The sequence below is a fragment of the Paenibacillus jilunlii genome (assembly GCF_900102965.1).
In the GTDB taxonomy this organism is placed as follows: domain Bacteria; phylum Bacillota; class Bacilli; order Paenibacillales; family Paenibacillaceae; genus Paenibacillus_AQ; species Paenibacillus_AQ jilunlii.
Map to the genome: position 1 here is coordinate 143,775 of NZ_FNGM01000015.1, position 12,472 is coordinate 156,246.

The 12,472-nt window shown below is 53.4% G+C and carries 11 protein-coding genes and 1 pseudogene; 10 read left to right on the forward strand and 2 right to left on the reverse strand.

Annotated elements, in window-relative coordinates:
• Positions 1 to 124 precede the first annotated feature (124 nt).
• The 5 genes and pseudogenes from BLQ82_RS33245 to BLQ82_RS23110 all read left to right on the forward strand — a co-directional run.
• Positions 125 to 371: pseudogene (locus BLQ82_RS33245) on the forward strand (family 1 glycosylhydrolase); the annotation flags it as partial.
• A 262-nt stretch (positions 372 to 633) separates the two neighbouring features.
• Positions 634 to 2,094 carry a PTS mannitol transporter subunit IIBC gene (locus BLQ82_RS23095; RefSeq protein ID WP_062520899.1) on the forward strand — a complete coding sequence of 487 codons (1,461 nt, stop codon included), beginning with the start codon at positions 634 to 636 and terminating at the stop codon, positions 2,092 to 2,094.
• A 98-nt stretch (positions 2,095 to 2,192) separates the two neighbouring features.
• Positions 2,193 to 4,259, forward strand: coding sequence for a BglG family transcription antiterminator (locus BLQ82_RS23100; RefSeq protein WP_062520896.1), 2,067 nt, complete (start codon positions 2,193 to 2,195; stop codon positions 4,257 to 4,259).
• Positions 4,260 to 4,275: 16 nt separating this feature from the next.
• Positions 4,276 to 4,710 (forward strand): PTS mannitol transporter subunit IIA, encoded by a 435-nt coding sequence (locus tag BLQ82_RS23105; RefSeq protein ID WP_062520894.1) that lies wholly within the window; start codon positions 4,276 to 4,278, stop codon positions 4,708 to 4,710.
• Positions 4,710 to 5,855, forward strand: coding sequence for a mannitol-1-phosphate 5-dehydrogenase (locus BLQ82_RS23110; RefSeq protein ID WP_062520891.1), 1,146 nt, complete (start codon positions 4,710 to 4,712; stop codon positions 5,853 to 5,855). The genes BLQ82_RS23105 and BLQ82_RS23110 overlap by 1 nt, the downstream gene beginning before the upstream one ends.
• Positions 5,856 to 6,084: 229 nt before the next feature.
• On the opposite strand, the gene BLQ82_RS23115 is transcribed toward BLQ82_RS23110, so the two are convergent.
• On the reverse strand, positions 6,085 to 7,158 hold the full coding sequence (locus tag BLQ82_RS23115; RefSeq protein WP_062520888.1) for a M42 family metallopeptidase: 1,074 nt from the start codon (positions 7,156 to 7,158) through the stop codon (positions 6,085 to 6,087).
• Between the two features lie 151 nt (positions 7,159 to 7,309).
• Here BLQ82_RS23115 and BLQ82_RS32150 point away from each other — a divergent pair, with 151 nt between their 5' ends.
• The 5 genes from BLQ82_RS32150 (at position 7,310) to BLQ82_RS23135 (ending at position 11,387) form a co-directional block, all read left to right on the forward strand.
• Positions 7,310 to 7,480: a hypothetical protein gene (locus BLQ82_RS32150; RefSeq protein ID WP_157243763.1), complete on the forward strand. Its 171-nt coding sequence runs from the start codon at positions 7,310 to 7,312 to the stop codon at positions 7,478 to 7,480.
• A 125-nt stretch (positions 7,481 to 7,605) separates the two neighbouring features.
• Positions 7,606 to 8,106 (forward strand): stage V sporulation protein AC, encoded by a 501-nt coding sequence (spoVAC, locus tag BLQ82_RS23120; RefSeq protein ID WP_062520886.1) that lies wholly within the window; start codon positions 7,606 to 7,608, stop codon positions 8,104 to 8,106.
• A complete protein-coding gene (spoVAD, locus tag BLQ82_RS23125) occupies positions 8,103 to 9,137 on the forward strand; it encodes a stage V sporulation protein AD (RefSeq protein WP_062520884.1) in 1,035 nt (344 codons plus the stop codon). The genes spoVAC and spoVAD overlap by 4 nt, the downstream gene beginning before the upstream one ends.
• Positions 9,134 to 9,484 (forward strand): stage V sporulation protein AE, encoded by a 351-nt coding sequence (gene spoVAE / locus BLQ82_RS23130; RefSeq protein ID WP_062520882.1) that lies wholly within the window; start codon positions 9,134 to 9,136, stop codon positions 9,482 to 9,484. Before spoVAD ends, spoVAE begins: the two co-directional genes overlap by 4 nt.
• A gap of 421 nt (positions 9,485 to 9,905) precedes the next feature.
• Entirely contained in the window at positions 9,906 to 11,387 is a 1,482-nt protein-coding gene (locus BLQ82_RS23135; protein ID WP_062520881.1) for a methyl-accepting chemotaxis protein, read from the forward strand.
• A gap of 783 nt (positions 11,388 to 12,170) precedes the next feature.
• On the opposite strand, the gene BLQ82_RS23145 is transcribed toward BLQ82_RS23135, so the two are convergent.
• On the reverse strand, positions 12,171 to 12,472 hold a 302-nt coding region (locus BLQ82_RS23145), incomplete at its 5' end, for an IS3 family transposase (protein WP_143013530.1).

A 12,472-nucleotide genomic window follows, 5' to 3' on the forward strand; every position in this document is an offset into this window, starting at 1 on the left:
GGGCCGCTGAGCCAAATGAGAGGTAAAAATACCTCTGATTCCGCCCAAAGTGGGCCGCTGGGCCAAATGAGAGGTAGAAGTACCTCTGATTCCGCCTAAAGCGGGGCCGCTGACGATGGATTCGCAAGGGTTTTACAACGTTCTTAGCCGCCTCATGAATTGTGGAGATATTCCGGTTTATATTACGGAGAATGGTGCATGCTATAAGGACGAGCCGATTCTTGGTCGCTGATGGATAACTTTGAATGGGCCTACGGCTACACGATGCGGTTGGGTCTGATTCATGTGGATTACAAGACACTGGCCAGAACAAGAAAGTCAGCTTCAACTGGTACCGGAATACGGTCGCTAATTCCAAATTTTACATTTGAATAATAGAACTAACGGCGGAGGCCTTGCGGTAAAATGCAGGCTTCCGTTTTTGCACATTAGGCCGTTAGGCGGATGAAAAATGCCGGTAAATAGCCCTTTGGCAGGAACTCTTAAATGTTGTCAACAATGTTCATGACGAAACCGTGTTTTCAATTTGCTGACAAAGAAAGCGCTTTGATTTACGATGTCTCCATAAGGGATAACCTTTCAAAGAGCTTCAAGATGGGGCATCCCATTCACTAACATAAGGGGGCATTTAAAATGGCCACAACAGCAACAACGCAAACTTCATCCGGTGGTGTAAGGGTGAAGGTTCAACAATTCGGCCGCATGCTCAGCGGTATGGTTATGCCGAACATCGGCGCTTTTATCGCCTGGGGGTTAATTACGGCTTTATTCATTCCGACCGGCTGGTTACCCAATAAAGATCTGGCAATGCTGGTTGACCCAATGATCAAGTTCCTTCTGCCGCTGCTTATTGGTTACACAGGTGGACAGATGGTCAATGGCAAGCGCGGCGGTGTCATCGGTGCGATTGCGACCATGGGGGTTATCGTCGGGGCAGACATCCCAATGTTCCTTGGAGCCATGATTGCCGGACCTTTGGCGGGCTGGGTGCTGAGAGTCTTCGACCGTGCGGTTGAAGGAAAAATCAAAGCAGGCTTCGAAATGCTGGTCAACAATTTCTCGCTCGGGATTATCGGCGGTATTTTGACGCTGGGAGCCTACAAAGGGATCGGGCCGCTGGTTCAGGGACTGACCAATATTTTGTCTAACGGTGTTGAATTTCTCGTCAACCACAACCTGCTGCCGCTGGTTAACCTCATTATCGAGCCGGCAAAGGTATTGTTCCTGAACAATGCGATCAACCACGGAATTCTGAGTCCTATCGCTGCTGAAGAATCGGCGCGGATCGGGAAATCCATCCTGTTCATGCTGGAATCGAACCCAGGACCAGGTCTTGGTATCCTGCTTGCTTACTGGCTGGTTGGCAAAGGTTCGGCCAAATCATCCGCTCCCGGTGCGGTAATCATCCACTTCCTCGGGGGGATTCATGAAATTTATTTCCCGTATATCCTGATGAATCCGCGTCTGATTCTGGCAGTCATCGGCGGCGGTGTAAGCGGTACCTTTACCTTCCAGCTTCTAGGTGCGGGACTTACCTCTTCACCATCGCCGGGCAGTATCTTCGCTTATCTTGCCATGACGCCTAAGGGCGGTTATGCACCGATGTTTGCCGGTGTTATTGTAGCAACCGTTGTTTCCTTCCTGCTCGCTGCGCTTCTGCTGAAGACCAGCAGCAAGAACAATGAGGAAGAAGTGGATCTGGAAGAAGCATCTGCAAAAATGCGTGATATGAAAGCTGCCGGTACTGCGGCTAACAACGTAAATGCAACAACAGCAAATGTAATCACTCCTAATGTAGCAGCCAACGTACGCAACAAAGGAGATGTCAACAAGATCGTCTTTGCTTGTGACGCAGGTATGGGCTCCAGTGCAATGGGCGCTTCCGTTCTGCGGAAAAAGCTGCAGAATGCAGGCGTCAACATTACGGTTGTGAACTCTGCGGTCAGTGAAATCCCTGCGGATGCTGACATTGTAGTCACCCAGAAAACGCTGACGGACCGGGCGATTGCCAGCAATCCGAACGCAGAGCATATCTCAATAGACAACTTTCTGAAGAGTCCGAAATATGACGAGCTGGTGGAACGTTTGAAGTAAGCAAGCAGGGTCAATCTGTATACAGCTAAATTAGGAGACAAACGCTGGACCTCAGGCAGGCCGGCGTTTGTCTCCAGTTAAGGCGGGGTTCACAGATTATGAAAAAAATTACCGCAAGACAGCGCGAGATTCTATGGATTCTCTTGGGTGTGAAGGAAGAGATCACTGCTGCAGAAATCGCTGAATCGACTGGAGTGAGCGTGCGGACGGTTCACCGGGAGATGGAGGATATTGAGCAGCTGCTGGGGGATTTCGGGCTCGATCTGATCAGGAAATCAGGAAAAGGCATCGCTTTGAGCGGATCTGAGACGGCTCTTGCGGAGCTGCGTCTGTTTTTGCGGGAAGAAAAGCCTGCGGAATATTCCGGGGAGGACCGCAAAATCTATGAGCTGTGCACGCTGCTGGAAGCCGAAGAACCGGTGAAGCTGTTCACGCTGGCCCATTCGCTCAAGGTAACGGTAGCGACGATCAGCTATGACCTGGATGAACTGGAGCCGTGGGTCCGCAAATTCGGTCTGGAGCTGGTCCGAAGGCGGGGATACGGTGTTGAGATTGCAGGTCTGGAAGCCGACAAGCGCCGGGCCATCTGCCGGCTGGCCGCCGAGCACCTGGACCTGTCCGATCTCGTAGGGCATGCGCCGCGGAGCGAGAGCAACCCGGTTTTCCGCCTTTTGCTGACTACCGTCGGCAAAGTCAGTCTGATGACTGTGGAGAGCATACTGTGGGACATGGAATGGAAGTGGACCGCAGAGCTCCCCGAAATCGTTTACATGGAAATGCTGCTGGGGCTGGCTGTAACCACCCGGCGGATCGAGATCGGCCGGGGGATCAACAGTGGCGAAGAAGCCGGATTCTCCCGGGTATCCGATCACCGCAGCATTGCCGGTGCGGAGCAGTTCGTGAAGCGGCTGGAAGCGGCACTCGGACAGGAGTTTGCCCGCGCAGAGATTCTCTACATGGCCGGATTGTTCGACCGGGTACAAGAGTCATTCTCCTCAAGCGGAGTCGCTTACGGCGATATTGAGCTGATGGAGATTGTATACAGGCTGACAGAGAGCGTGGCGAAGCGCACGGGGCTGCCTTTTCAGCGGGACCGTTCGCTGCGTGAAGGATTGCTGGAGCATATGGACCCCGCGCTGAAGCGGATCCGGGAAGGCACGCGTATCCGTAATCCGCTGCTTGGGCCCATCCGCAAGGATTATGATTACTTATTCACGATTGTCCGCGCGGCTGCCCAGGATATCGGGCTGGAGCTGACGATTCCGGACGAAGAGGTCGGTTTTCTGGTCATGCATTTTGGCGCGTCCATGGAGAGGCTGAACCAGCTGAAGCGCAGTGTCCGGGCGATTCTGGTCTGCGCCAGCGGCCTCAGCTCCTCCAGGCTGCTCGCCACAAGGCTGGCCAAGGAGATGCCGCAGATTGAAGTGCTCGGCAACATCTCCTGGTATGAGGCCGCGCGTCTGCCCGATACGGACTATGATCTGATCATTTCAACGATTGACCTGCCGATTGACAAGGAACGCTATATCAAAATCAGCCCCCTGCTTACAGGGGAAGAGATAGAAAAGCTGCTGAGTTATATCCAAAATATCACACTGAAGAACCGGGAGCCGGCTTCACCCGGTGAGTCTGATCAGCTGGTCCGCGAGGAAGCCGCACTGGACCGGCTAAAGAGCTACAAGGGCATCCTGGATGAGGTGGTCAGCCTGCTGGAGCGGTTCCGCTTCCATCCGCTCGACAACACCGGCTTGTCCTTATCCCGTACGCTGGCCGGAATGCTGGAGCTTCTGAATGGCAGCGGCGTGGTTGGTGACGCCGGTATCCTGCTGGAGCGCCTGCTGGAGCGGGAGCGGATGGCCAGCCAGGTGATTCCGGATACAGGGCTTGCACTGTTCCATACCCGGAGCAGCCATGTCCATAAGTCCTCTTTGACACTGTACCGGCTGAGCCAGCCGGTGCTGCTGGAGGGCGGGACCGAGGTCCGCGTTATTTTGCTCATGCTGGCCCCGCGCAGACTGTCCAAGGAGAGTCTGGAGGTACTCAGCGAGATTAGCGCCCTGCTGCTGAATTCGGAGCTGGTCAAACTGCTGGAGGAACGGACAGAGCCGGAGATCAGGCGGTATTTATCGTCGGAGCTGCTTCATTTTTTCGAAAATAAAATGTGAAAGTGAGAGGAACCATATGAGTATACTGTCTGAAAATAAAGTGATTATGAACGGTGCCGCCAAAGATAAATACGAAGCGATCACCATGGCCGGAAAGCTGCTAGTCGATGCTGGACATGTAACAGAGGAATATGTACCCAAGATGCTGGAGCGCGAAGAGGTGGTATCCACCTACATGGGTGGAGGGCTGGCAATCCCGCATGGCACCAAGGAAGCCAGACCTTTTATCAAATCCACCGGGCTGTCGATTATCCGTTTTCCGGATGGTGTGGATTTTGGCGGGGATGAGCCAGCTTTTGTGGTCATTGGCATTGCAGCCGCCGGAGACGGGCATATGGAAGTGCTGACGAATGTGGCGATGATTTTTACGGAAGACGATGCGATTGAACGGGTGATGAATGCCCCTACACCGGCTGATGTCCTTGCGATCTTTGAAGGAGGACTGGAGTAATGAAAGCGGTCCATTTCGGTGCGGGCAATATCGGCAGAGGTTTTATCGGCTTGCTGCTGTCACAGGCAGGATATGAGGTGTGCTTCGTCGATGTGAATGAGGCTTTTGTATCCCAGCTCCAAGAACGTAGAGAATATCCGGTGACATTGGCCAGCGAAGGACAGGAAACCGTGATCGTCAAAAATGTGACGGCGCTGAGCAGCGTGACCCATGCAGAGGAAGTGGCGGCAGCGATTGCTGAAGCCGATCTGGTAACGACAGCAGTCGGAGTAACGATCCTTAAGCATATTGCCGGTGTGGTCGCGGAGGGCATCCGCAGACGGGTGGCCGTCTCCACCGCTCCGCTGCATGTCATTGCCTGCGAAAATGCCATCGGCGGCAGCGCCCAGCTCAAAGAGCTGGTGTATGCCAAGCTGGACGGGGAGTCCCGCACCAAAGCGGATGTCTCCGTAGCCTTCCCGAATGCGGCTGTAGACCGGATTGTGCCGCTGCAGCAGCATGAGGATATCCTGAAGGTAGTGGTGGAGCCATTTTATGAATGGGTGATTGACTCCTCACAGATGATTCCCGGATATGTGCCTGTTGAGGGAGTTCATTATGTGGACAATCTTGAGCCATACATTGAGCGCAAACTGTTCACGGTGAACACAGGACACTGCTCGGCTGCCTATCTGGGGTACCTGCGCGGCTATGAGACGATCCAGCAGGCCATGGCCGATGAAGCCCTGACTGCACAGGTCCGCGAAGTGCTGGAGGAAACCGGCGCGGTGCTGATTCAGAAGCATGGCTTCGATGAGGCGCAGCACAGCAAGTATATTAGCAAAATCCTGGAGCGCTTCCGCAACCCGGCGCTGACGGATGAAGTGTCCCGTGTCGGCCGCTCGCCGCTGCGCAAGCTGTCCCCGAATGACCGCCTGGTCTCTCCGGCATTGCAAGCGTATGACAGGGGACTGGGCTATACAGCGCTGACCCGTTCCATGGCGGGAGCTTTGCTGTTTGAGGTGAAGGATGATCCCGAAGCCGTAGAGCTTCAAGCTGCGATTGCAGAGCTTGGCGCCGAAGCCGCTGTAACGAAATACACAGGTATTGATGCAGATCATGAGGTGCACCAGTCCATAATGTCGGAGTATGCAAAATTGAAATAAAGGGCATAGCCTTACATGTACCGCTTCGCGGGAAGTAATTCGTGGCTTTCACCGATCGGGCTGAGGTGCGTTCGCGAAACTGATTGTTCCGTACCCTTATCCATAAAAACGGGCTGACCGGGAAAGCTATTCCTGGTCAGCCCGTTGTGCAATTATTGAACTCTGTCCCTTTCCGGCGGGCGGGAGAGCCGGTTCAGCCAGTTTTCTGTTAAGCTGCAGATTCTCCAGTCTAGCTGTTCTCAAGTATGGTCTGCAGCGTTGTGCGGTCCAGCCCTTCCACCAGCTTAACCAGCAGCTCTTTGGCAGCCGCATAATCATCGCTGTGAATGATGGAGGAGGCGGTATGGATGTAGCGGGAACAGATGCCGATGACAGCAGACGGCACGCCGATACCGCTGACATGGACCTGACCGGCATCTGTGCCTCCCTGCGAGACAAAATACTGGTACTTGATCTTATGGGTATCGGCCATATCCTGTACATACTCGATTAATCCCCGGTGAGTGATCATCGTCGGATCATAGATGCGCAGCAGCGCACCCTGGCCCAGCTGGCCAAAAGCCTGGCGGTCGCCGGTCATATCGGCGGCGGCGCTGGCATCGAGGGCGAAGTAAATATCCGGCTGCAGCAGATTGGCTGCGGTGCGCGCACCGCGCAGTCCTGCTTCTTCCTGTACGGTTGCCCCGGCGAAGACAGTGTTCGGCAATTTCTTCCCGTGCAGCGCCTGGACCAGCTCAATCGCAAGGCCAACACCATAGCGGTTGTCCCAGGCTTTAGCCATAATTTTCTTGGGATTCGCCAGCGGTGTGAACGGGCAGACCGGGACGATCTGCTGCCCTGGAGCTACGCCGAAGCTTTGCGCCTCTTCGCGGCTGTCTGCACCGATATCGATGTACATTTTACGGATGTCGCCTGGCTGCTTCCGTTCTTCCTCACTCTGCAAGTGGATCGGAGTGCTGCCGACAACGCCGGTGAGTGTGCCTTTGGGGGTGATAATCTGCAGCCGCTGTGAGGCGACCGCCGAGGCCAGCCAGCCGCCGAGGGGCTGGAAACGGATCATCCCCTTGTCTGTAATGCCAGTAACCATAAAGCCCACTTCGTCAAAATGCCCGGCGACCATGATTTTGGGCCCGTTCTCTTCACCGCGCAGCACGCCGAACAGGCTGCCAAGCCGGTCCTGTACGAACTCATCGGTGTAGGGTGACAGCGCATTCTTGACGTAGGCGCGCAGCTCACGTTCGAAACCCGGGGCTGCGGGGAATTCAGTCAGTGTTTTGAACAGTTCAAGTGTTTCTGGATTCATAATACATATCGCTCCTTTACTGTCATCTAGTATGAACATTGTGGTGCCAATTGTCCATGACTGGAGGGCAAAATGAACACCCGGCACTACTGCTGCGAATACTATGCAATAGTGGCTCTGCAGGCAGGGGCCGGGAAAGGAAGCGAAGCGGATGAGGGTGGCAGGGAGCGTGCCCCGGGCATGGGCCCAAGGTGTAACCGGCAGGCAGGGCGCCCGCAGAATGCGCCGGAGATACAGCCCGCGCTCTATGGCTGAGCGCCAAGCTGTGCTTGTATTGATTCTGTTCATCGTGCTGATCATTGTACTGCTGTATTTTACCTGAACTGGCGGGACATAACGGAACGGCAAATGGCGAACAATAAGGAAAAACTTCTAAACGAAGAGAGAGGCCTGAGTCTTATGGGCGCAGGCCTCGCTTTCGCATCCTTTTTACGGAGGTGTCCCGATTTGCCGGCAAAAACCAGAAAATCAGGTGTTAAGCTGAAGCTTGACACTCTGACCCCGGACGATTATGAAAAATTGTCCAAGCCTTTCGTTCCATCCCGCCCGGTGTTCAAAAACTGTATCCGTGCCTTCCTCTCGGGCGGATTGATCTGTTTGATTGGACAAGGCATCCAGGAGGCGTTTATGGCGGGCTTTGATATGACCTCAAAGGAAGCTGCCAGCCCCACCGTTGCCGTACTGATCCTGATCTCCGTCATTCTGACCAGCTTAGGCGTATATGACAAGCTTGCGCAATGGTGCGGTGCAGGCACGGCAGTTCCGGTCACGGGGTTCGCCAACAGCATGTGCTCCGCAGCGCTTGAGCACCGGGCGGAGGGGCTTGTGCTTGGGGTAGGCGCGAACATGTTCAAGCTGGCTGGATCTGTTATTGTGTTCGGGGTAGTCGCCGCATTTGTCGTAGGCGTAATATATGCCATTTTGGGCTTTGGAGGTGGACACTTATGAAGCAGCTTGGCAGCCAGACGTGGCAGTATACTACCCGTCCGGTTATTCTCGGCTCCTCTGCAGTGGTTGGCCCAGAGGAAGGGGAGGGGCCTCTGACTTCAGATTTTGATTTTATTTATGATTCGCTGAAAATGGGGGAGAAAACATGGGAGAAGGCCGAGCGCGCCCTTTTTGAAAAAGCCTCCAAGCTGGCGCTCATCAATGCTTCGCTGGATCAGGAACAGCTGGAATTTTTCGTGGGCGGCGACCTGATGAATCAGATCATCAGCAGTTCCTTTGCGGCGAGAAAGCTGGGGGTGCCTTACCTGGGAGTATTCGGAGCCTGTTCCACTTCTATGGAGAGTTTGGCGATTGCCTCAATGATCGTGGATTCCGGCGGCAGCAAATATGCGCTGGCGGGAACATCCAGCCACAACTGTACTGTCGAGAAGCAGTTCCGCTATCCCACGGAATACGGCTCGCAAAAGCCTCCAACGGCCCAATACACCGTTACAGGCTCCGGCTGTGCGGTTATCGGCCGGGATGACGGCACTTCAGCAGGGCCGCATGTTGTTATGGCAACAATTGGCCGCATTATGGACCTTGGCCTCAAGGACCCTTTTAATATGGGGGCTGCCATGGCTCCGGCCGCTGCGGATACGATTACCGCACATTTCCGCGACACCGCTCTTTCGCCCGGGCATTACGATCTGATTGTTACCGGAGACCTTGCCAGCGTAGGCCTGCCGATTGCCAAGGACTTATTGGCCAAGGAAGGCATCCCCATGGAACAGACGGAATTTACTGACTGCGGCCTGCTGATCTATGATCTGGACAAGCAGAAATATGTAATTGCCGGGGGCAGCGGCTGTGGCTGTTCGGCAACGGTAACCTACGGTCATATCCTCAAACGGATGAAAAAAGGGGAGCTGAAGCGGGTGCTGGTTGTGGCCACCGGAGCACTGCTCTCGCCGCTGTCTTACCAGCAGGGGGAGACGATTCCATGTGTGGCCCATGCTGTAGCCCTGGAGATGGGGGGTGATGGAGCATGATCTATTTATGGGCTTTTCTGGTTGGGGGTGCCATCTGTGTTATCGGCCAGCTGTTGATGGATGTGCTGGCGCTGACACCTGCCCATACCATGAGTACGCTGGTGGTGGCGGGAGCTGCTGCTGATGCCTTTGGCATATACGATCCGCTCGTGAAATTTGCCGGTGCCGGGGCGAGTGTGCCGATTACCAGCTTCGGGAATTCCCTGGTGCACGGGGCGCTGACCGAGCTGGAACGGGATGGCTGGATTGGAGTCGTTACCGGCATATTTGATGTAACCAGTGCAGGGATCTCAGCCGCCATTGTGTTCTCGTTCCTGGCCGCACTCGTTGCGCGTCCGAAGGGCTAGCCAATTTGTTGTTTATTATCCTTAAGGCCGCCAATTGGCGGTTTTTTTGTATGCGAAATTATGCAATGTCAAAAAAATGTGGATATCTTGGAGGCGCCAGATGGATATAGGCAGTGCAGAAAGATTGGGCTCCGTCAGCGGACTGAATCGGACAGAGTAGACTCTATTTTGCGAAAAAGTCTGCTTTTCGGGCGGATTCGATCTTTGTTCTGAATATCCGTATGCAGGTGGAATAAATGCCCTCATAACCTTTCTTAGTAGGTCAGCCAAAGAGTGCTGGTTGGCCTATTGTTATTACGTTAAAAGGAATGAAAGCCAAAATGATCGACATTATCGACATTATAGTTAAAAACATGTCGAATAATGACGATATAGAATTTGGGAATAGGTTCATTATATTAAGACGGGGGAAGTGCGGACGTTGCAGAATCAAAGATTAACAGAAATTATTTGGATGCGAAACAAGATTATCATCTGCTCTTTTTGGGTTGTGGCCCTGTTAGGCGTGATTGTAGCCTTCCAATCGTCAGACTTGTGGATAACAAATGCGTTTGTTGTTCCCTTGAGTGCTGTTTTAACCGTGCTTCATCTCAAGAAAAAAGGAACCCTCATTATACCTTGGGTGTTTACCGTTATTCTTGGAGCGTTATCCGTTTATCTGAACCAGGGTGAGGTTAATGTTCCGCTGGCACTGCTGTTTTGCTCGTTGCTGCTGTTTTACCCGAATTATCATTATTTTGCGATTGCGGCGGGCGTGAATGCTGTTAATATTTTCATTCAGACCGTTACGGGACACTCAGAGGGTGGTGCCAATCCGGATTTCCTGGCCTATTTGGGCGGGTTTGGCATGTTCGTGCTAATCAGCGCCGTTATGCTCGGCGTATCCATTGTAAACCGCAAGCTGTTCCTTCGAAGTGAGCAGCAGCGGCAAGCGGTCGAGGCTTCGGGAGCACAGGTGGAATATTTAATGGAACGTGTGAAAAAGGCAGTAGACGGATTGTATGCTTTTACCGGGAATTTCAAAGAGGAAGTGGAGATGGTCGACGCCATCACCAATGAAGTGGTTATCGGATTTCAGGAAGTATCCAAAGGCATTGAATATCAGGCGACCAGTATCGCGGATATCACCGAGTCCATTTCCGTGTCGGATCAGCACATCCGCGATGTGGCCGGCTACTCCCAGGAAATGAAGCAGCTGTCCTCGGACACGGCAGAGGTCAGCGAGCAGGGCAGCAGCAATATCTCCCTGCTTACAGGTCAATTCGCTGAACTGCGTGAAGTCATGAACAACACCTCCGGACAGATGCAGGAATTCTCACAGCGGAGTCTGGACATGCACACGATGCTTGACGGAATAATGCAAATTTCACGGCAGACCAATCTGCTGGCATTGAATGCTTCTATAGAAGCAGCACGGGCCGGGGAGCAGGGCCGGGGGTTCGCCGTAGTGGCCGGGGAGGTACGCAAGCTTGCCGAAAGCTCCGGGCAGACAGCGGATTCCATCAGCGAGGTGCTCGCCAGCCTCCAGCAGCAGACCGAAGGCCTGATTGCACAGTTTGAACAGAGCCTTGAGATTCTGCATATGGGCAGTGAATCCGCTCAGAACACAGAGAAGGTATTCCAGTCCATCCAGACTAACGCTAACAAGGTGCTGGCACAGGCCGGGGATGTGGAGCAAAGCTCAGCGGGCATGAAGCATTTTTCCGAAAAGGTGGTCGGAGAAATTACGGAGTTTTCCAGTGTTACCGAGCAGTCCAGCGCCGCAACGGAAGAAATTCTGGCAGGCGTGGAGGAGCAGCGCAACATTACCCATCACATGGTGGAGAGCTTCAAACAGCTGGAGAGTCTGATAGTGGGACTGAACGAACTGGTTGCGGGCGAAGGTACTAAGCAAGAAAAATAGAGGATATAAGAAGCTGGCTGGGGGAGGACCCCTTCCGGCTTCTTTTAATGTTTTTTGCTGCAGACGGCTACGAGGAGAGCGGATTCTCAAACATTGCATACCGCTGCGGTCAGATCACGTTTGCAGTATGAAGCGGACTGAGAAGACGCTATTTTGCAAAAAGATCTGTTTTTCCTGTTGAATCGGACTCAGGAGCCGTTATATCGTTGGTTTTGGAAACTGGAATAAGGGGGAGACTGATCAAATAACGGATTCTCAGTCCTGTTGTCCTGTGAAAACGCCTGATCCGCCTAAAAGACGGATTTCCTGTCCGTATCGCCGGTTAGCCCCGAAACAACGGCAGAAATGCCGTTGTTGCCCTGCCGTTAGCCGGTTAGCCCCGAAACAACGGTAAAAATGCCGTTGTTGGGGCACTGTGGATGGGTTTGTGCAGAAACAGCGGCAGAAATGCCGTTGTTGGAGCGCCGTTGGCCGGTTAGCCCTGAAACAACGGCAGAAATACCGTTGTTGCCCCGCCGTTGGCCGGTTAGCCCCGAAACAACGGCAGAAATGCCGTTGTTGGAGCGCCGTTGGCCGGTTAGCCCCGAAACAACGGCAGAAATGCCGTTGTTGGAGCCCAGTGGGTTGGTATTTGCAGTAATAACGGCAAAACTGCCGTAGTTGGAGCGTCGTGGTGACTCGTCAAATGGAAAAAGGGAACTTAAATTCCCCAGATACCGACACTCGAGAGATCTAGGTGGAAAAATGGACCTCCGTCAAGAAAGTGGACACATAAAAAGTGAATTATGCGGTTTTTCTCTTCTTGAACCTCGCTGCAAACTGGGCAGGGGAAACATAACCCAACGCACCGTGGATTCGCTTGCGATTATAAAAAAATTCAATGTACTGGAACATTTCGTCCTGCGCTTGCTGCTTCGTTTTGAACTTGGTGCAATAAACCAACTCTTTCTTTAGTATGCTATGAAAGGATTCGATGCAGGCATTATCATAGCAATTTCCTTTGCGGCTCATGCTTGCTTTCATGTGGTACTTCTTTAGACGGTTACGGTAATCTGCGGAGGCATACTGCGAGCCCCGATCGGAGT